The 20453-nt window shown below is 68.6% G+C and carries 11 protein-coding genes, 3 pseudogenes and 1 riboswitch; of the genes and pseudogenes, 10 read left to right on the plus strand and 4 right to left on the minus strand.

The genetic code is table 11. The features are described from left to right. The 5 genes and pseudogenes from BN4332_RS06025 to BN4332_RS06045 all read left to right on the plus strand — a co-directional run. Positions 1-185, plus strand: a pseudogene (locus BN4332_RS06025) (M56 family metallopeptidase); the annotation flags it as partial. Positions 186-236: 51 nt separating this feature from the next. Further along, positions 237-1703 (plus strand): NADP-dependent phosphogluconate dehydrogenase, encoded by a 1467-nt coding sequence (gene gnd, locus BN4332_RS06030; RefSeq protein ID WP_066897636.1) that lies wholly within the window; start codon positions 237-239, stop codon positions 1701-1703. 22 nt (positions 1704-1725) lie between these two features. Next, positions 1726-3172: pseudogene (locus BN4332_RS06035) on the plus strand (GuaB1 family IMP dehydrogenase-related protein). Positions 3173-3408: 236 nt separating this feature from the next. After that, positions 3409-4770 carry a hemolysin family protein gene (locus BN4332_RS06040; protein ID WP_066897637.1) on the plus strand — a complete coding sequence of 454 codons (1362 nt, stop codon included), beginning with the start codon at positions 3409-3411 and terminating at the stop codon, positions 4768-4770. Next, a complete protein-coding gene (locus BN4332_RS06045; protein ID WP_066897638.1) occupies positions 4763-5875 on the plus strand; it encodes a hemolysin family protein in 1113 nt (370 codons plus the stop codon). The genes BN4332_RS06040 and BN4332_RS06045 overlap by 8 nt, the downstream gene beginning before the upstream one ends. Positions 5876-5878: 3 nt before the next feature. On the opposite strand, the gene BN4332_RS06050 is transcribed toward BN4332_RS06045, so the two are convergent. Then, entirely contained in the window at positions 5879-6484 is a 606-nt protein-coding gene (locus BN4332_RS06050) for a TetR/AcrR family transcriptional regulator (protein ID WP_066897639.1), read from the minus strand. A 138-nt stretch (positions 6485-6622) separates the two neighbouring features. Between BN4332_RS06050 and BN4332_RS06055 the strand changes: the two genes are divergently transcribed. The 5 genes from BN4332_RS06055 (at position 6623) to BN4332_RS06075 (ending at position 15608) form a co-directional block, all read left to right on the plus strand. Then, positions 6623-8896 carry a molybdopterin-dependent oxidoreductase gene (locus BN4332_RS06055; protein ID WP_074132989.1) on the plus strand — a complete coding sequence of 758 codons (2274 nt, stop codon included), beginning with the start codon at positions 6623-6625 and terminating at the stop codon, positions 8894-8896. After that, positions 8893-9966 carry a zinc-binding dehydrogenase gene (locus BN4332_RS06060; protein WP_066897641.1) on the plus strand — a complete coding sequence of 358 codons (1074 nt, stop codon included), beginning with the start codon at positions 8893-8895 and terminating at the stop codon, positions 9964-9966. The genes BN4332_RS06055 and BN4332_RS06060 overlap by 4 nt, the downstream gene beginning before the upstream one ends. Before the next feature lie 64 nt (positions 9967-10030). Beyond that, entirely contained in the window at positions 10031-10957 is a 927-nt protein-coding gene (locus BN4332_RS06065; RefSeq protein ID WP_066897642.1) for a 3-methyladenine DNA glycosylase, read from the plus strand. 78 nt (positions 10958-11035) lie between these two features. Beyond that, on the plus strand, positions 11036-13234 hold the full coding sequence (locus BN4332_RS06070) for a malate synthase G (RefSeq protein WP_066897643.1): 2199 nt from the start codon (positions 11036-11038) through the stop codon (positions 13232-13234). A gap of 55 nt (positions 13235-13289) precedes the next feature. Then, the gene (locus tag BN4332_RS06075; RefSeq protein WP_066897644.1) at positions 13290-15608 is read left to right on the plus strand and encodes a substrate-binding domain-containing protein; all 2319 of its coding nucleotides are present in this window, start codon (positions 13290-13292) and stop codon (positions 15606-15608) included. A gap of 227 nt (positions 15609-15835) precedes the next feature. Here BN4332_RS06075 and BN4332_RS06080 read toward each other — a convergent pair. From BN4332_RS06080 to BN4332_RS06090, 3 genes and pseudogenes are all read right to left on the minus strand, one after another. After that, positions 15836-18623: pseudogene (locus tag BN4332_RS06080) on the minus strand (aminomethyl-transferring glycine dehydrogenase). 154 nt (positions 18624-18777) lie between these two features. Then, a riboswitch (glycine riboswitch) is annotated at positions 18778-18876 on the minus strand. A gap of 115 nt (positions 18877-18991) precedes the next feature. After that, complete coding sequence (locus BN4332_RS06085) at positions 18992-19612, minus strand: MerR family transcriptional regulator (RefSeq protein WP_066897645.1); 621 nt, start codon at positions 19610-19612, stop codon at positions 18992-18994. Between the two features lie 255 nt (positions 19613-19867). Continuing rightward, positions 19868-20362, minus strand: coding sequence for a bifunctional nuclease family protein (locus BN4332_RS06090; RefSeq protein WP_066897646.1), 495 nt, complete (start codon positions 20360-20362; stop codon positions 19868-19870). Positions 20363-20453: the final 91 nt, after the last annotated feature.

Genomic DNA, 20453 nt, shown 5'->3' on the forward strand with positions numbered 1-20453 from the left:
GCGCCCTGGCCGCGGGCGGGCCGACCACCGTGATCCGGGTGCGCCGCCTCGGTGGCAAGCCCAACAGCATGGTCATCGCGGCCACCGCGTATCTGACCGCGGCCGCCGTTCTGGTGGTGCCCACGATCGCCGTCGCGGTCCCATGGCTCACCGAGCTTCACCGCCTGTTCTCCGGTCTCGGATAAACCTCTGCACGACAGGCGTTCTGCTACAACAAAACAACGAAAGGCTGCTGCATGACTTCGTCGAGCACACCGTCGAGCACCACCGCTACTGCGCAGATCGGGGTTACCGGCCTGGCCGTGATGGGTTCCAACATCGCCAGGAACTTCGCCCGGCACGGCTACACCGTCGCCCTGCACAACCGCTCGGTGGCCAAGACGGATGCGCTGCTGGCCGAACACGGGTCGGAAGGAAATTTCGTCCGCAGTGAGACCATCGCGGAATTCCTCGACGCGTTGGAGAAGCCGCGCCGTGTGCTGATCATGGTCAAGGCCGGCGATCCCACCGACGCGGTGATCAACGAGCTCGCCGACGCCATGGAGCCCGGCGACATCATCATCGACGGCGGTAACTCGCTGTACACCGACACCATCCGCCGGGAGAAGGCGATCCGCGAGCGCGGCCTGCACTTCGTGGGCGCGGGCATCTCCGGTGGCGAGGAAGGCGCGCTCAACGGCCCGTCGATCATGCCGGGCGGACCCGCCGAGTCGTACAAGTCGCTCGGGCCGCTGTTGGAGGAGATCTCGGCGCATGTCGACGGGGTGCCGTGCTGCACGCACATCGGGCCGGACGGCTCGGGCCATTTCGTGAAGATGGTGCACAACGGCATCGAGTACTCCGACATGCAGCTGATCGGCGAGGCCTACCAGTTGCTGCGCGACGGGCTGGGCAAGTCCGCGCCCGAGATCGCCGACGTGTTCGCGGAGTGGAACAAGGGCGAACTGGACAGCTACCTGGTAGAGATCACCGCCGAGGTGCTGCGCCAGGTCGACGCCAAGACCGGCAAACCGCTGGTGGATGTGATCGTGGACGAGGCCGAGCAGAAGGGCACCGGGCGGTGGACGGTGAAGTCCGCGCTCGACCTGGGCGTGCCGGTCACCGGCATCGCCGAGGCGGTCTTCGCCCGCGCGCTGTCGGGTTCGGTGCCGCAGCGCAAGGCCACCGTCGGGCTGGCCTCCGGCGAGCTGGGTACCGCCCCGGCCGACACCGCGCAGTTCACCGAGGACGTGCGCCAGGCGTTGTACGCGTCCAAGATCGTCGCCTACGCCCAGGGGTTCAACCAGATCCAGGCCGGCAGCGCCGAGTACGGCTGGAACGTCACACCCGGCGACCTGGCCACCATCTGGCGCGGCGGCTGCATCATCCGGGCCAAATTCCTGAACCGGATCAAGGAGGCCTTCGACGCGGAGCCGGACCTGGCCACACTGCTGGCGGCTCCGTACTTCCGCAGCGCGGTGGAATCGGCCATCGACAGCTGGCGCCGCGTGGTGGTGACGGCCACCCAGCTCGGAATTCCCGTCCCGGGTTTCGCCTCGGCGCTGTCCTACTACGACGCACTGCGCACCGAGCGGCTGCCCGCGGCGCTGACCCAGGGGCTGCGCGACTTCTTCGGCGCGCACACCTACGGACGCACCGACGCCGAGCCGGGCCAGAAGTTCCACACGCTCTGGAGCGGTGACCGCAGCGAGGTCCAGGCGTAACCCGCGCCACTAGACTCTGGGTGTGAGGTTTCTGCACGGACACATCCCGCCCTACGACCTGACCTACAACGACGTCTTCGTCGTGCCCGGACGGTCGGACGTGGCATCGCGGTTCGATGTCGATCTGTCCACCGCCGACGGATCCGGCACCACCATCCCGGTGGTGGTGGCGAACATGACGGCGGTGGCGGGCCGGCGGATGGCCGAGACCATCGCGCGCCGCGGCGGCATCGTGGTGCTGCCCCAGGATCTGCCGAGCACCGTGGTGGCCGACACCGTGCAGTTCGTCAAGAGCCGCGATCTGGTGGTGGACACCCCGGTGACCCTGAGTCCGGACGATTCGGTGTCAGATGCCGCCGCGCTGCTGCACAAGCGGGCGCACGGTGCGGCGGTCGTGGTGTTCGAGGGCCGCCCGATCGGGCTGGTCACCGAGGCCAGTTGTGTCGGGGTGGACCGGTTCGCCCGCATTCGCGATGTCGCGGTGTCCGACTTCGTCACCGCCCCGGTGGGGACCGACCCGCGCAAGGTTTTCGACCTGCTCGAGCACCAGCCGATCGATCTTGCGGTGCTCACCGCCCCGGACGGCTCGCTGGCCGGCGTGCTGACCCGCACCGCCGCGGTGCGGGCCGGGANGGGCCGGGATCTACACCCCCGCCGTCGACGCCGCCGGGCGGCTGCGCATCGCGGCCGCCGTCGGCATCAACGGCGACGTCGGCGCGAAGGCGCGGGCGCTGGCCGAGGCCGGGGTGGATCTGCTGGTCATCGACACCGCCCACGGTCATCAGGTCAAGATGCTCGACGCCATCAAGTCGGTGGCGTCGTTGGATCTGGGCCTGCCGCTGGCCGCGGGCAACGTGGTCTCGGCCGAGGGCACCCGCGACCTGATCGAGGCCGGCGCCTCGATCGTGAAGGTCGGGGTCGGACCCGGCGCGATGTGCACCACCCGGATGATGACCGGCGTCGGCCGCCCGCAGTTCTCGGCTGTCGTCGAATGTTCTGCTGCGGCAAGGGAACTCGGCGCCCACGTGTGGGCGGACGGCGGCGTTCGACACCCCCGCGACGTGGCGCTGGCACTGGCCGCCGGGGCCTCCAACGTGATGATCGGCTCCTGGTTCGCCGGGACCTACGAGTCACCGGGAGATCTGCTGCACGACCGTGACGAGCGGCCGTACAAGGAGAGCTACGGCATGGCCTCCAAGCGGGCGGTGGCCGCCCGCACCGCCGGGGACAGCCCCTTCGACCGGGCCCGCAAGGCGCTGTTCGAGGAGGGCATCTCGTCGTCGCGGATGAGCCTGGACCCGACCCGCGGCGGTGTCGAGGACCTGCTGGATCACATCACCTCCGGGGTGCGCAGCACCTGCACCTACGTCGGCGCCACCAACCTGGCCGAACTGCACGAGAAGGTGGTGCTGGGCGTGCAGTCCGCGGCCGGTTTCGCCGAGGGTCATCCGCTGCCGACGGGCTGGTAATCCATCGGGCCGCGATACTATTGGGGTTCCTGTATCGAGTGGGCGGTCGCGTAGTGGTCGGCCGTCCGCTGTGCCAGACCGAACGAAAGGGTTCACGTGCCGCAGGCACCCACCGAGGCCTCCGGTTCTGAACCGGCCTTCCGGGTGGAACACCAGTCAGTTCTGAGCGCCGAAGCTGACGACCCCTCTCCTAGTCGGCCGGGCTTCGGGCCCGGCGTCCCCCTGGTGAGGATCTGATGTCGACGGACGTGGTGTTCTCCTTGCTGTCGATCCTGGCGATCGTCCTCCTCACCTTCGGCACCGCGGTGTTCGTGGCGGCCGAGTTCTCCCTGACCGCTCTCGAGCGCAGCACCGTCGAGGCCAACGCCCGCGACGGTGACCGCCGCGACCAGCTGGTGCGGCGCGCACATCGCACGTTGTCCTTCCAGTTGTCCGGCGCCCAGGTCGGCATCTCGATCACCACGCTGGCCACCGGCTATCTCGCCGAACCTGTCGTCGGCGAGCTGATCCGGCCGGGCCTGGACGCCATCGGCATTCCGGCCAATGTCGCCGCCGGATTGTCGCTGTTCTTGGCCGTGCTCATCGCGACGTCGTTGTCGATGGTGTTCGGCGAACTGGTGCCGAAGAACCTGGCCGTGGCGCGCCCGGTCCCCACCGCCCGCGCGGCCGCACCGTTCCAGCTGCTGTTCTCGATGCTGTTCACCCCGGTGATCAAGCTGACCAACGGCACGGCCAACTGGATCCTGCGCAGGCTCGGCATCGAGCCGGCCGAGGAACTGCGCTCGGCGCGCTCGGCCCAGGAACTGGCGTCGCTGGTGCGCAACTCCGCGCGCAGCGGATCGCTCGACGCGTCCACCGCGCTGCTCGTGCACCGGTCGTTGCAGTTCGGTGAGCGGACCGCCGAGGAACTGATGACCCCGCGCTCCAAGATCGAGGTGCTCGACGCCGGTGATTCGGTGGCCGATCTGATGTCCGCCGCGATCCGGACCGGGTTCTCCCGGTTCCCGATCGTCGAGGGCGACCTCGACGAGACCATCGGCGTGGTGCACGTCAAACAGGTGTTCACCATTCCCCGTCAGGAGCGGGACCGGACCCGGCTGGCCGCGCTGGCGCTGCCCGTGGCGACCGTGCCGTCCACCCTCGACGGCGACGCCGTGATGACCCAGATCCGCGCGAACGGCTTGCAGACGGCGCTCGTGGTCGACGAGTACGGCGGCACCGCGGGCATGGTGACGGTCGAGGATCTCATCGAGGAGATCGTGGGCGACGTCCGCGACGAGCACGACGACGCCACCCCCGATGTGGTGCCGGCCGGCGCCGGCTGGCAGGTGTCGGGGCTGCTGCGCATCGACGAGGTCGCCTCGGGCACCGGTTTCCGGGCTCCCGAAGGCGAGTACGAGACGATCGGCGGCCTGGTCCTGCAGGAGCTCGGGCACATACCGGAGAGCGGCGAAGCCGTGGAGCTCACCGCGTTCGATCCCGACGCCGATCCCGACAAGCCGACGCGATGGCTGGCCACCGTGGTGCGCATGGACGGCCGCCGGATCGATCTGCTCGAGCTCACCAACCTCGACGCTGGGGGGCACAACCATGGGTGACATCCTCGGGGTGCTGCTGACGGTGTTGCTGCTGGCCGCCAACGCGTTCTTCGTGGCCGCGGAGTTCGCGCTGATCTCGGCCCGCCGGGACCGGCTGCAGGCGCTCGCGGAGCAGGGCAAACACAGCGCCGTCACGGTCATCCGGGCCGGCGAGCACCTGTCGCTGATGCTGGCCGGCTCTCAGCTGGGCATCACGATCTGCTCGATCCTGCTCGGCCGCGTCGGCGAGCCCGCCGTCGCACATCTGCTGGAGAAGCCGTTCGCCCTGATCGGGGTGTCCGACACCGTCCTACACACGGTGTCGTTCTTCGTCGCGCTGGCCATCGTGGTGATCCTGCACGTGCTGCTCGGCGAGATGGTTCCGAAGAACATCGCCATCGCCGGGCCGGAGACCGCCGCGATGCTGCTGGTCCCGCCGTACCTGGTCTACATCCGCGCCGCGCGGCCCTTCATCGCGTTCTACAACTGGTGCGCCAACGCGACCCTGCGGGCGTTCCGCGTCGAACCGAAGGATGAGCTCGAATCGGCGGTGTCGACGGTCGAGCTGTCGGAGATGATCGCCGAGTCGGTGTCCGAGGGCCTGCTCGACACCGAGGAGCACGGTCGGCTGACCCGGGCGCTGCAGACCCGCAGCCGCACGGTGAGTGACGTCGCGATGCCGTTGAGCGAGATCCATGCGATCCGGGTCGCGGCGCCGGGTTCCGGTCCGACCGTCGGCGATGTGGAGCGCGCCCTGACCGAGACCGGCTACTCACGGTTCCCGGTGGCGGATTCGTTCGGCGAGTTCATCGGATATCTGCACATCAAGGATGTGCTGCCCCACATCAACGATCCCGACGCGGTGCTGGATCTGTCCATGGTGCGTCCGCTGCCCCGGATCCCGGCCTCGACGCCACTGCCCGACGCGCTGTCGCGGATGCGGCGCACCAACAGTCACCTGGCCCTGGTGGTCACTGACGGCCCGCCCGACGCGCAGGTGCGCGACGAGCACTCGCCCGAAGTGCCCGAGGCCTCGCCCAATGCCACCGTCACGGCGATGGTGGCATTGGAGGATCTGGTCGAAGACCTGGTCGGCACGGTGCGGGACGGCACGCACCGCATCTGAGGTTCAGTCGAGCAATCCCCGCAGGATCAGATCGGCCAGATCGGCTGCGACCCGTTCGATCTCGCCTTCGGTGTCGTCGATGCCGCGTACGCACACGGCGTACAACGCCGCCCCGCCGATCGCATCCATGATGGTGTCGACGTTGACCTCACGGCGCACCCGCCCGTGCGCGGAGGCATCGGCCAGCAGCGCTCCGAGTTGGCTGCGGGCGGCGGCATCCAGACGCTCGGTCATGAGCCGGCGGATGTCGGAATCTGCCCGCAGTTCGGTCAACAGACCCGGAATCGATTCCCGCACAGCCGGATCGCGAAACATCAGGAACGCACCGCGACACAACCGGGTGATCTCGGTGGCGATGTCGTCGCTCGGCGCAGCCGGGTCGAGGTCCGGGAACACCGCTTCGTGCACCAGCAGCGCCTTGGACTTCCACCGGCGGTAGATGGTCGGCCGGCTGACCCCCGCGGTGCCGGCGATCAGGTCGATCGACGTCGCCGCGTAGCCACGCTGGACCAACAGGTCCCGGGTGGTGGCCAGCACGGCCTCATCGATCGACGGGTCAGGACGTGAGCCCTGGCGCCGATGGCGACTGCCGGCCGAACGCGTCTCCACGCTGTCTCCTCACGTCGCGGGGCGGCTGGTCCGCCGAGTCTGGCATACCGCCCAAATCCGGTGGCACCGCCGCTATTGCCATGCTGCCATATTTGTTGTTACATAGTGTAACAACAAATGCTTGGAGGTGCACGCGCGATGGGAACACCGCTGCCGCTCGCGGCCCGGGGACAGGACGGCCGGCACCTGCACGGTTGCCCACTGTGTGAAGCCATGTGCGGCTTGGAAGTTCACGTCAAGGACGGCAAGGTGGCCCGGATCAGGGGCAACCCCGACGACGCCTGGAGCCGCGGGCACATCTGCCCGAAGGGCGCCTCACTCGGATCACTGCACGAGGATCCGGACCGGATCCGGCGCCCGATGATCAAGGTCGACGGAACCTGGCATGAGGTGAGCTGGGACGCGGCGTTTCGCCGCTGCACCGAACTGCTGAAGCCCGTCATCGACGAGTACGGCATCGGTGGCGTCACGGCCTACACGGGAAACCCACTGGGTCATACGTTTTCACTGAGCCGGTACGCCGGGGTGCTGATGGGGATGTCAGGGATCCCGTCGACGTACTCGCCCGGGACCATCGACCAGTGGCCGAAGAATCTGTCGTCGCATCTGATGTACGGCAGCTGGTGGAGCTTCCCGATCCCCGACCTCGAGCGCACCGACATGTTCGTGATCATGGGCGCCAACCCGGCCGCTTCCCAGGGCTCGATGATGTCAGCCCCCGATGTCGTCGGGCTCATCGACGCGATCCGCAAGCGCGGCAAGGTGATCGTGATCGATCCGGTCCGCACCTCCACCGCGGCGCGGGCCGATGAATGGCTGCCCATCACGCCGGGCACCGACGCCGCCCTGCTGCTGGCCGTCACGCACGTGTTGTTCGACGAGGACCTGGTCAGCACCGGGCACCTCGCGTCCTACCTCGACGGCGTGGACCGGCTACGCGAGCTCGTGTCCGAGTGGTCCCCCGAACGCGTCACGCACGCCTGCGGCATCGACGCGAGCCGGATCCGGGACCTGGCCCGCGAGCTCGCCGCCACGCCGCGAGCAGTCGTCTACGGCCGAATCGGCTTGTGCAACCAGGAGTTCGGCAGCCTCGCCAGTTGGCTCGTCGATGTGGTGAACATCCTCACCGGTCATTTCGACACGCCCGGCGGCGCGATGTTCCCGCGCCCGGCGGTGTGGACCCTGACCACCGAGACGCTGCCCGGGCTGGAGGACGGCGCGGCCGGGTTCGGTCGCTGGCACACCCGGGTGCGCGGCGCGAAGGAGGTGCTGGGCCAGGCCCCGGTGTCCTGCCTGGCCGAGGAGATCGCCACACCGGGCGAAGGCCAGATCAGGGCACTGATCACGGTCGCAGGAAATCCGGTGTTGTCCACCCCCGGTGGGCACCGGCTCGACGAGGCGTTGCCCGGCCTCGAAGCGATGATCTCGGTGGACATCTTCCTCAACGAGACCACGCGGCACGCCGACGTCATCCTGCCCGGCCTGTCGCCGCTGGAACAGCCCCACCACGACGACCTGCTGCTGGGCTTCGCGATCAACAGCTTCGCCAACTACTCGGCGCCGGTGTTCGCCCCCGAGGATCCCGACCGGCCCGAGGAATGGGAGATCCTCATCCGCCTGACCGGCTTGTGTACCGGCACCCCGGCCCAGGATGTCGATGTCGCGGCCATCGACGACGGCTTCTTCGACTACATGGCCTTCACCAGGGGCCTCGACGGGGCCGCCCTGCGCAAGCAGTACGAGAGCGGCGGCCCGGAGCGGATGCTGGATCTGACCCTGCGCACCGGGCCGTTCGGCGACCGCTACGGCGAGAATCCGGGCGGGGTGACCCTGGAGGCACTCAAGGCCCAGCCGAACGGCATCAACTTCGGGCCCATGGTGCCACGGATCGCCGAGGTGCTGCGCACCGCCGACGCCAAGGTCCGGTTGGCCCCGCAGTACCTGACCGACGACCTGCCACGGCTGGCCGCCCGGATCACCCGCACGCCCGACGAGCTCCTGCTGGTCAGCCGCAGGCATCTGCGGTCGAACAACTCGTGGCTGCACAACCTGCCGCCGCTGATGAAGGGCAAGGATCGCTGCACCCTGCAGATCCATCGCAGCGACGCCGACCGCCGCGGGGTCCGCACCGGCGACGTCGTCACCGTCACCTCGGCGAGCGGCAGCATCGACGTCCCCGCCGAGGTCACCGACGACATCAAGCCGGGCGTGGTGTCGATGCCCCACGGCTGGGGCCACGCCAAGGCCGGCACCCGGCTGCGCGTCGCCAACGCCTCCCCCGGCGTCAACACCAACGTGCTGTCACCACCGACTTTCGTCGACGAGCCGTCCGGCAACGGCGCACTCAACGGCATCCCCGTAACCGTCAGCGCAGCCCGCCTTGACAACAACCCCGATATGGAGAACCAGTGAACGCAACCGCAGCCCAACCGATTTCGGCCGAAGCCTGGGTGGCCACCGCCCTCGGTGATCCGGCGAAGGTGCTCGAACGTCAAACCGTCGAGGTGCGCGCGCCCGGACCGGGCGAGGTGCGGGTCGCCGTCCGCGCGTTCTGCCTGAACTTCAACGACATCGACGTGATCCAGGGCCGTTACACCACCATGCCGCTGCAGCCGCCGTTCGTTCCGGGCATGGAGGCCGTCGGCGTCGTCGAGAGCGCCGGTCTCGGCGCCGAGCACCTGCTGGGCCGGCGCATCGTGGGCATCCCCTCGATGGCGTTCGGCGGGTACGCCTCCTACGCCATCGTCGACGCCGCGACCGCGCTGGAGTTGCCCGACTGGATCAGCGACACCGATGGCGCTGCCCTGCACTACCCGTTCCATCTCGGTTGGTTCGCGTTGCGCGAGCGCGGCCGGCTCAAGCCGGGCGAGACCCTGCTGGTGCATGCGGCGGCCGGCGGCACCGGGTCGGGCGCACTGGTGCTCGGCAAGGCGCTCGGTGCCCGCGTGATCGCGACCGCGGGCAGTGACGAGAAGCTCGAGTTCTGTCGCGAGCTCGGTGCCGACCATGCCATCAACTACCGCACCGGCGACTGGGTCGAGCAGGTCATGGAGCTGACCTACGGCCGCGGCGTCGACGTCGCGTTCGACGCGGTCGGCGGCAGCGTCACCACCGACACGTTCAAGTGCATGGGCCTGCACGGGCGTCACCTGATGGCCGGATTCGCCGAGGACATCGCCCTCGAAGACGGCGACTACCTGTCGCCGCGCCCGATCGCCTACGGCAACTTCGACGTGTGCGGGGTCTGCCTGGTCTATGTGACCGACCCGGTCGCGGTCCGTCGCACCCTCGGGTTCAACTGGCCGGCCCGCTCCGAAGGCCTCGACGCCCACGTGAAGCTGCTCGAGATGCTGCGCACCGGGGCGATCCGCACCGTCATCGGCGCCGAGGTGGTCTGGTCGGACCTGCCGGAGCACCTGGAGAAGATGCAGGCCCGGCAGACCACGGGCCGCCTGGTGGTGACCACCGGCGCACACGGCTGAGCCGTCTGCCGCCACAGGTAGGCTCGAACCGCACGGCCGGGGCGGGCCACCGAGTGGAGGAGACATGGAAGGACGCGCTGGATCTGACGCGGCCGGACTGACCCTCCCCGGTATCGCCGAGACCGAGCCGGTCTTGGCGGCCGAGGAGTGGGCCGCCCGGGCGGAATCACACCGGCGCCGGGCCGACGACTTCCTCACACCGCACGTACGCCGCCGACACGCCGGTGAGCCGCATCCCGTGTGGGATTTCCTGTTCACCTATTACAGCCTGCGACCCCGCCAGCTACGGCAATGGCACCCGGGCTTCGGGACGGTGCTCGCCGGTGAGCGGGCCGCGGACTATCTGGAGCGCACGGGGTACGGACCGCACCGCCACGGCGTGACGGTGCACACCGACTACCTGCGCTCCCGCGTCGACACCGTCCGGTTCATCGCCCGGTTGCTACGCGCCACGGCCGGCCGGGCCCCGGCACTGAACTGTTTCGGTCTGCACGAGTGGGCCATGGTGTACCGGTCTCCCGAGGTGCGGCACGGCCAGGTCCCGCTGCGGCTCGGCGCGGACGGAACCGACGCCGTGGTCGAGGCGATGCCGTTGCGGTGCAGCCATTTCGACGCCTTCCGCTTCTTCACCGAACCGGCGGTCGGCCGCAACGACCGGCGGTTGAGCCGCGACCGGCAGATCGACACCGAACAGCCGGGCTGCATCCATGCCGGCATGGACCTCTACAAGTGGGCCTACAAGCTGGGCCCACTGGTGCCGTCGGAACTCGTGATGGACGCACTCGAACTGGCCGCCGACGCGCGGGCACTCGACATGTGTGCCAGCCCATACGACTTGAGGCGCTATGGTTTCGAGCCGATCGCCATCGAAACACCGGCCGGGCGTGCCGAATACGTCAGGGCTCAACAGCGCATCGCCGAGCGGGCGGCTCCCTTGCGAGTCACCCTGGCAAACCGGTGTGAGCTGTTGCTCACCAGGCTGGACGGCTGAAAGGCCGACGTTACCAATGGGTAAGCTGGATAAACGGCAGGTGCCGCACGGTACCTGGAGCCGAGGGAGGAAACGCGCATGACCAATCGCGTGACTGTCGGAAACCTGCGCGTCGCACAGGTGCTGCACGACTTCATCACGAACGAGGCACTGCCGGGCACCGGCGTCGACCCGGACAGTTTCTGGTCCGGCGTGGACAAGGTCGTCGCCGACCTCACCCCGAAGAACCAGGAGCTGCTGGCCCGCCGTGACGACCTGCAGGCGCAGATCGACAAGTGGCATCGCGCCCACGTGCTGGAGCCGGTCGATCCCGAGGCCTACAAGCAGTTCCTCATCGACATCGGCTACCTGCTGCCCGAGCCTGCCGATTTCACCGTCACCACCTCCGGGGTGGACGACGAGATCACCTCGACCGCGGGCCCGCAGCTGGTGGTGCCGATCCTCAACGCCCGCTTCGCGCTGAACGCCGCCAACGCCCGGTGGGGCTCGCTGTACGACGCGCTGTACGGCACCGACGTGATCAGCGAAGAGGACGGCGCCGAGAAGGGCACAGGCTACAACCAAGTGCGCGGCGACAAGGTGATCGCCTACGCCCGCAACTTCCTCGACGAAGCCGTCCCGCTGGCCGCCGGCTCCTGGGCCGATGCGAAGGGTCTGAAGATCGATGACGGTCAGCTGGTCGTCGCCTACGGTGACGACCTCTCGACTGGACTCGCGACGCCCGAGCAGTTCGTCGGCTACACCGGTGAGCTCGGGCAGCCGCAGTGGTCGGTGCTGCTCAAGAACCACGGCCTGCACATCGAGATCCTGATCGACCCCGAGTCCCCCATCGGCTCGACCGACGCCGCGGGCATCAAGGACGTCGTGCTGGAATCCGCGATCACCACGATCATGGACTTCGAAGACTCGGTGGCCGCCGTCGACGCCGACGACAAGGTGCTCGGCTACCGCAACTGGCTCGGCCTGAACAGGGGCGACCTGGCCGAAGAGGTCAGCAAGGGCGGCAAGAGCTTCACCCGGGTGCTGAATCCGGACCGCACCTTCACCACCCCGGACGGCGAGGGCGAACTGACGCTGCCCGGGCGCAGCCTGCTGTTCGTGCGCAACGTCGGCCACCTGATGACCAACGACGCGATTGTGGACGCCGACGGTAACGAGATCCCGGAGGGCATCCAGGACGCACTGTTCACCGGCCTGATCGCGATGCACGGCCTCAAGACCGGCGACGACAACGGCCCGCTGCAGAACAGCCGGACCGGGTCGGTCTACATCGTCAAGCCCAAGATGCACGGCCCCGACGAGGTCGCCTTCACCTGCGAGCTGTTCGGCCGCGTCGAAGACGTGCTCGGCCTGCCCGGCGGCACCCTCAAGGTCGGCATCATGGACGAGGAGCGCCGCACCACGGTCAACCTCAAGGCCTGCATCAAGGCCGCGGCCGACCGCGTGGTGTTCATCAACACCGGCTTCCTGGACCGCACCGGCGACGAGATCCACACCTCGATGGAGGCCGGGCCGATGATCCGCAAGGGCGCGATGAAGGCCCAGCCGTGGATCAAGGCATACGAAGACGCCAACGTCGACGTCGGCCTGGCCACCGGTCTGGCCGGCAAGGCGCAGATCGGCAAGGGCATGTGGGCCATGACCGACCTGATGGCCGACATGGTCGAGCAGAAGATCGCCCAGCCCAAGGCCGGCGCCACCACCGCGTGGGTGCCCTCACCCACCGCGGCCACCCTGCATGCGATGCACTACCACCAGGTGGACGTCGAGGCGGTGCAGAAGGAGCTCGCCGGCAAGAAGCGCGGCACGATCGAAGACCTGCTGACGATTCCGCTGGCGGACTCCTCGCTGACCTGGTCGCCCGAGGAGATCCACGAAGAGGTCGACAACAACTGCCAGTCGATCCTGGGCTACGTGGTCCGCTGGATCGACGCCGGCGTCGGCTGCTCGAAGGTACCCGACATCCACAACGTCGCACTCATGGAGGACCGTGCCACCCTCCGGATCTCCAGCCAGCTGCTGGCCAACTGGCTGCGTCACGGCGTCATCACCGAAGAGGACGTCAAGGCCAGCCTGCGCCGCATGGCCGCGGTGGTCGACGAGCAGAACGCCAAGGACCCCGATTACCTGGCCATGGCTCCCGATCCGGAAGCCAGCATCGCGTTCGCCGCGGCCCAGGAGTTGATCCTGTCCGGGGCGGCACAGCCCAACGGCTACACCGAGCCGATCCTGCACCGGCGCCGCCGCGAGTTCAAAGCGAGCACCGCCGGCAAGTGATTAGACTTCGGCGGGTCCGGATGACTAGTCGGCGCGAGACGTACAGGGGTTAGGAATGGGCAGGCACAGCATTCCCGACCCTGAGGACGACGCACCCGACGAGCCCGACCACGGGCACGTCGACGACTCCGGGTACCCCGGCGGCTACGAGCCGCCGCACCGCGAGCCTCCGCGACACGCCGAAGACGACTTCGACACGTCCCGGTATCCGGCGCAGCCCGGGTACCGGGATGAGCCGGTCTACCGGGACCAGCCGACCTATCGGGACGAGCCCAGCCACCGGGAAGAGCCCGCGTACCGCGACGAGCCCCGGTTTTCCGACGATCGCGGCTACGCGACCGACCCGGGCTACCGCACTTCCCCTTACGCCGACGGTGACGACGACTACGAATCCGATTACCGGGATTCGGAGTACGCCGATTACGACGAATCGGACTACCCGGCCGACGACGGCTATGACGATCAGTACGCCGATGGGTACCGGGACGAGTATTCCGACGAGTACGACGACAGCTACTCCGACGAATACGCGGCCGACGACTATGCCGACGATCAGCCGACCGCACAGTTCGGCGCGGTCTCCGATCCCCCGCCGCCTGCCACGCCGTCGGGCCGCCAGCGTGGCGACTGGGATGGTGAATGGACCGGCAGCCACCGCGCCGTCGAGTCCGGGCGTCGCGGGGTGAGCGTCGGGGTGATCGTCGCACTGGTCACCGTGGTGGCCGTGGTCGGCGCGATGATCCTGTGGAAGTTCGTCGGCGACATCCTCGCCGACCGCAGTGACGCGGCGGCAGCCCGCTGTGTGGACGGCGAGCTCGGGGTCGCCGTGATCGCCGACCCGACGATCTCGACGCACATCGAGGGTCTGGCCAACACATACAACGAATCGGTCAGCCCCGTCGGTGACCGTTGCGTCAAGGTGCGCGTGCAGTCCGCCGGATCCGACCGGGTGGTCAGCGGCTTCGCCAATGCCTGGCCCAGCGAGCTGGGCGACCGCCCGGCGCTGTGGATTCCGGCCAGCAGCATCGCCGAAGCCCGGCTCGAGGCCACCGCGGGCGCCGAGACCGTCAGCGACAGCCGCTCCCTGGTGAGTTCGCCGGTGCTGCTTGCGGTCCGCCCGCAGCTCAAGGACGCGCTGGGGCAACAGAGTTGGGCCACGCTGCCGCAACTGCAGAGCAGCCCGGCCGCGATGAACGCGCTCAAACTCCCCGGTTGGGGCACGCTGAAACTCGCGCTGCCGACACACAGCAACGGCGATGCCGCCTACCTGACCGCCGAGGCCGTGGCCGCGGCGTCGGCGCCGGCAGGCGCTCCGCCGACCTCGGGGATGAGCGGGGTCAACACCTTGTTCCGCGGGCAGCCCAAGCTGGACGACGAGGAGCTGGGAACCGCGCTGGACGCGGTGATCAACGCGTCGGACCCGGCGACAGCGCCGGTGCACGCCGTGGCCACCACCGAACAGCAGCTGTTCCAACGGGCCACCAGCCTCGACGACGCCAAGTCCGCACTGGCCGGTTGGCTGCCGCCCGGCCCGACGGCCACCGCCGACTATCCGACGGTGCTGCTGTCCGGCGACTGGCTGGAGAAGGAACAGGTCACCGCGGCCAGCGAGTTCGCCCGCTACCTCCGCAAGCCCGAGCAGCTCGCCGAGCTCGCCAAGGCCGGATTCCGGGCTGAGGGGACGACGCCGCCGTCCAGCGACGTCACCGATTTCGGTGATCTGGCCGCCCCGCTGTCGGTGGGCGACAACACCATGCGGGTGACGTTGGCCAACGCGTCGGTCGCGCCGACGGAAAGCCCCGCGGTCACCATCATGCTCGACCAGTCGATGCCCACCGAGGAGGGTGGAAAGTCCCGGCTGGCCAACGTGGTCGCGGCACTGAACGGTCAGATCAAAACCCTGCCGGACACGTCGGCCGTGGGTCTGTGGACCTTCGACGGCACCGAGGGCCGCTCCGAGGTCAGCACGGGGCCGCTGGCCGAGCCCGTGAGCGGCCAGCGTCGAGCCGACGCGTTGACCTCCACGCTCGATGAGCAGTCCGCCTCGAGCGGCGGCGCGGTGTCGTTCACCACGCTGCGGATGATCTACAACGAGGCACTGTCGAAATACCGTGACGGCCAGGCCAATTCGATCCTGGTGATCACCACCGGACCGCACACCGACCAGAGCCTCGACGGGCCCGGGCTGCAGGAGTTCATCCGCGGCGCGTTCGACCCGGCCCGCCCGGTCGCGGTCAACGTGATCGACTTCGGCGGTAGTTCCGACCGGGCGACGTGGGAAGCCGTCGCCCAGGCCAGTGGCGGCACCTACCAGCACCTCACCAGCTCGACCTCACCCGAGCTGACCACGGCCATCACCAGCATGTTGGGCTGACTCGAAGCGCCGGAACAAACACCAGCGGCCGCCGGGATTCCCGGCGGCCGATGGTGTTCGGCGCACTAATTCGCCATGCGGCTATGCAGGTATGCGGCGATGCGCCATGCTGCGATACGGCGATGCGCCACTTTCCACCCCAGGGCTGTTCGCCGCGGCCGTACAAGCCCTGAGGTAGAAACCGACACACCAAGCGCGCTACGCGAACGCTCCAGCTGTTTGGCGCGCTACGCGAACGCCTCGACCGGCGGGCAGGAGCACACCAGGTTCCGGTCACCATATGCCCCGTCGATGCGCCGCACCGGCGGCCACACCTTCGGACGGAAGCCCTTGCCCAGCGGGTACGCGGCCTGCTCACGGGTGTACGGGTGATTCCACTCTGCGACCAACAGGCACTCCGCGGTGTGCGGGGCGTTACGCAAGGGGTTGTCCTCGACAGTCCAGACACCGGCTCCGACTTTGTCGATCTCGGCGCGGATGGCGATCATCGCGTCGCAGAACGCGTCGACCTCGGCCAGGCTCTCGCTTTCGGTCGGCTCGACCATCAACGTGCCCGCCACCGGGAAACTCATGGTCGGCGCGTGGAAGCCGTAGTCCGCCAGCCGCTTTGCCACATCGTCCACGGTCACACCGGTGGCCTTGGTGATGGCACGCAGATCCAGGATGCACTCGTGGGCCACCATGCCGTTCTCCCCGGTGTAGAGCACCGGGTAGTACTCGTCGAGCCGGCGCGCCACGTAGTTGGCCGACGCGATCGCGGTCAGGGTGGCCTCGCGCAGACCAGCCGCACCCATCATCCGGATGTAGGCCCAGGTGATCGGCAGGATCGAGGCGGACCCGTACGGCGCCGACGAGACGGTGTGCTCGTCGGGCAGTTCGTCGGCCAGCGGATGGCCCGGCAGGAACGGGGCCAGATGCGAGCGCACCGCGACCGGACCGACGCCGGGACCGCCGCCGCCGTGCGGGATGCAGAACGTCTTGTGCAGGTTCAGATGGCTGACGTCGCCGCCGAACTTGCCCGGCCGGGCCAGCCCGACCAGCGCGTTGAGGTTGGCACCGTCGACGTAGACCTGACCGCCCACGTCATGCACCGCCGCACAGATGTCGGCGACGTCGTGCTCGTACACCCCGTGCGTCGACGGGTACGTGATCATCAGCGCCGCAATCCGATCCGCATGTTCGGCGATCTTGGCGCGCAGGTCGTCGAGGTCGACATCACCGTTCTCACGGCAGGCCACCACCACCACGCGCATGCCGGCCAGCGCCGCCGACGCCGCGTTGGTGCCGTGCGCGCTCGACGGGATCAGGCACAGGTCACGGTCGGTGTCCCCGCGGGACTCGTGGTAGGCCTTGATCGCCAGGAGTCCGGCGTACTCGCCCTGCGATCCGGCGTTGGGCTGCAACGAGATCTGGTCATATCCGGTGATCCCGGTGAGCCAGTTCTGCAGGTCGGCGATGAGCTTGCGCAGTCCCGGGTTGTCCGAGGCCGGCGCGAACGGATGCTGACGGCCGAACTCCGGCCAGGTGATCGGCTCCATCTCGGCGGCCGCGTTGAGCTTCATGGTGCACGAGCCCAGCGGGATCATGCTGCGGTCGAGGGCAATGTCCTTGTCCGCCAACGATCGCAGGTAGCGCATCATNCGATGTCGCCGCCGGGGCGGCTCCGGCATCCGATGTCGCCGCCGGGGCGGCTCCGAAGGCCTCCAGCACCGCCGCCACATGCTCCCCCGTCGTGGCCTCATCGCAGGACACCGAGACATGGTCGGCGTCGACCCGCCACAGGTTGATCCCCTTGGCCTTGGCCGCCGCGACCACCTCATCGGCCCGGCCCGGCACCCGGGCCAGCACGGTGTCGAAGAACGTGTCGTGCACCAGTGCGTCGCCGAGGGCGGCCGCGATCGCCTCGGCATGGGCGTGCACGCGGCGAGCGATAGCGGTCAATCCCTCGGCCCCGTGGTAACTGGCATAGGTCGCGGCCATCACCGCCAGCAACACCTGAGCGGTACAGATGTTGCTGGTCGCCTTGTCGCGGCGGATGTGTTGCTCGCGGGTCTGCAGCGCCAGCCGGTAGGCCGGCGACCCGTCGGCATCGACCGACACACCGACCAACCGGCCGGGCAACTGTCGGGCGTGCTTGGCGTGCACCGCCAGGTAACCGGCATGCGGACCGCCGAATCCCATTGGCACACCGAAACGTTGGCTGGTGCCGAAGGCGACGTCGGCCCCGAACTCACCGGGCGGGGTGATCAGCGTCAGCGCCAGCAGGTCGGCGCCGACGGCAACCAGGGCACCACGGTCGTGTGCGTCGGAGACCAGGCCGGTCCAATCCGCCAGGCACCCGCTGGCGCCCGGTAGCTGCACGATGACGCCGAAGAACTCGCCGTCCGGAAGGCCCTGGCGCAGGTCGGTGGTCACGATCTCGATGCCGAGCGGCTCGGCCCGCGTGGCCAGCACGGCCGCGGTCTGGGCGTACATGTCGGTGTCGACCACCAGGCGGTTCGACTTGGACTTGGAGGCCCGGTGCATCAGGGTCATGGCCTCGGCCGCGGCGGTGCCCTCGTCGAGCATTGAGGCGTTGGCCACCTCGAGCCCGGTCAGGTCGCACACCATGGTCTGGAAGTTGAGCAGTATCTCGAGGCGGCCCTGGCTGATCTCGGGCTGGTACGGCGTGTACGCGGTGTACCAGGCCGGGTTCTCGAGAATGTTGCGCCGCAAGACGGCGGGCGTGAAGGTGTCGAAGTAACCCTGGCCGATCATCGACACCGCGGTGGTGTTGGAATCGGCCAGCGCCCGGAGCTCGGTCAGCGCCTGCTCCTCGGTGGCCGGCGCCGGCAGCACATCCAGACCGGGGGCCACCCCGTCGGCCGCCAGCGCGTCGAGGATGCCTGCGGGCAGCGCCTTGGCGGCGAGTTCGTCGAGGGACGCCACGCCGATCACGTCGAGCATGGTGCCCACGGCGGCGGGGTCCGGGCCGATATGACGGTCGGCGAAGCGCGGTAGATGCTGGTCGGACACGACACTCTCCTGAGGCGCAGACGTGCTCGGACGTCGTAGCGGCCCTCTCCCTCTGTCGTCGACCCGGTCCGGGCGCCTGAGAGATTCAGCCCCGGTCGCAGGGCCTTTCCCCATGGGCGGGTGCCCAGCCGGACACCACTTTCCAGAGGCATCGGGGCCTGGCGCGGTCCTGGGTGCCTGAGAGGTTGACGGAGAGGTATTGCTCCTTCGGCGTCCGTGGCTGGCTGTCACGAAGCTCTCCCGCACGAGGGCGATGCGCCGCTCATCTTACCGGGCGTTCACCGGCTGTTCCGCATTCCTGCGACCAGACACACAGTGCCCCGGAACCAGCGGTTCCGGGGCACCCAAGCGTCAGTCGGTGAGGGGTTTCAGCCGATCTTGCGGTCGCGGCTCTTGCGCCGTGAGGCCAGCTCGTCCTCGGGGGCGGCGATGGACTCGCCACCGTCGGCCCGCTCACCTGGGAAATCGGCGATCGCGCCGGTCAGTTCGCGCATCGCGCCCGACACCGCGATACCAAAGACGCCCTGTCCGCCCTGCAGCAGATCCACGACCTCCTCGGCCGAGGTGCACTCGTACACCGTGGTGCCGTCGGAGAACAGGGTGATGTTGGCCAGGTCCTGGACACCGCGCTGACGGAGATGGTCCACCGCGACCCGGATGTTGTGCAGCGAGATACCGGTGTCCAGCAGCCGCTTGACGATCTTGAGGACCAGGATGTCCTTGAACGAGTACAGCCGCTGGCTGCCCGAGCCGGCCGCGCCTCGGATGGAGGGCACCACCAGCGAGGTGCGGGCCCAGTAGTCCAGCTGCCGGTAGGTGATACCGGCGATCTGGCAGGCGCTCGGACCGCGGTAGCCGACGAGTTCGTCAGGCACCGAGTCGTCGGGGAACAGCCCGCCCTGCACGGGTTCGCCGGCCGGCCTGACAGGCGGCTCCGCACCGCTTCCGGTGGTCAGATCCAACTCTTCCTGCCGTGGCGTGTCACCCACTGTGAATCCTCTCGCCGATCGAACTCGCCCGCACCGTACTGCTACGTCTTATGCCGCGGCGATCTCTGACACGGCGGTTTGCTGCGAGCTCGAATGTGTCGAGCATACGCTTCCCGCCGGGTCCTGATCGCCCGCTGCCAAGAAAGTATGGGGCCCGAATTCCCGCTCGAATAACTCCCGCGCCGCGTGTCGACACCGGTATGCCCAGTTGAGACGTATCCGTAACCTGCGACGGTGCGGCGGCGCGGGCGACGGTCATGTCGCCTTGAAGTCGTCCGGCGACACGCTGTCGAGGAACTCCTTGAACTTCTCCACCTCGTCCTCACGCACCGTGCCTGCGGCCTCGTCGTCGTTCTCGTCCGGGATCAGCAGGCCGGCCTCGGCCAGCACCGCCTCCTCCACGTAGATCGGCACACCGACGCGCAGGGCGATGGCCACCGAATCCGACGGCCTGGCCGACACCGTGATGTCGCGGTCGAAGATCAGATCGGCGTAGAAGGTGCCTTCTTGCAGGTCGACGATCCGCACCTCTTTGAGGGAATGCCCAAGGGCGGCAATGACATCTCGGATGAGGTCGTGGGTGAGCGGCCGGGCGGGCTCGACACCCTGCTGTTCCAGCGCGATCGCGGCGGCCTCCGACTGGCCGATCCAGATCGGCAGGTACCGGTCACCGTTGGATTCCCGCAGAAGCAACACGGGCTGGTTCTGCGGCTGTTCCACCCGAATGCCGACCACACGAACCTCAGCCATCTGTGCCTGCCCTCCGCACCGCCGTGCCGTTTCGTCGATTTTTCGTCCGTCGCACCATTCGCCAGCACCGATCGCCAGGACCCGACGATGA

Source organism: Mycolicibacterium houstonense (assembly GCF_900078665.2).
GTDB classification, from domain to species: domain Bacteria; phylum Actinomycetota; class Actinomycetes; order Mycobacteriales; family Mycobacteriaceae; genus Mycobacterium; species Mycobacterium houstonense.

What these genes read in the sequence shown, in the direction of transcription:
- gnd (WP_066897636.1), top strand. Translation starts at nt 237, where the DNA reads ATGACTTCGTCGAGCACACCGTCGAGCACCACCGCTACTGCGCAGATC.
- BN4332_RS06040 (WP_066897637.1), top strand. Translation starts at nt 3,409, where the DNA reads ATGTCGACGGACGTGGTGTTCTCCTTGCTGTCGATCCTGGCGATCGTC.
- BN4332_RS06045 (WP_066897638.1), top strand. Translation starts at nt 4,763, where the DNA reads ATGGGTGACATCCTCGGGGTGCTGCTGACGGTGTTGCTGCTGGCCGCC.
- BN4332_RS06055 (WP_074132989.1), top strand. Translation starts at nt 6,623, where the DNA reads ATGGGAACACCGCTGCCGCTCGCGGCCCGGGGACAGGACGGCCGGCAC.
- BN4332_RS06065 (WP_066897642.1), top strand. Translation starts at nt 10,031, where the DNA reads ATGGAAGGACGCGCTGGATCTGACGCGGCCGGACTGACCCTCCCCGGT.
- BN4332_RS06070 (WP_066897643.1), top strand. Translation starts at nt 11,036, where the DNA reads ATGACCAATCGCGTGACTGTCGGAAACCTGCGCGTCGCACAGGTGCTG.
- BN4332_RS06075 (WP_066897644.1), top strand. Translation starts at nt 13,290, where the DNA reads ATGGGCAGGCACAGCATTCCCGACCCTGAGGACGACGCACCCGACGAG.
- BN4332_RS06090 (WP_066897646.1), bottom strand. Translation starts at nt 20,362, where the DNA reads ATGGCTGAGGTTCGTGTGGTCGGCATTCGGGTGGAACAGCCGCAGAAC.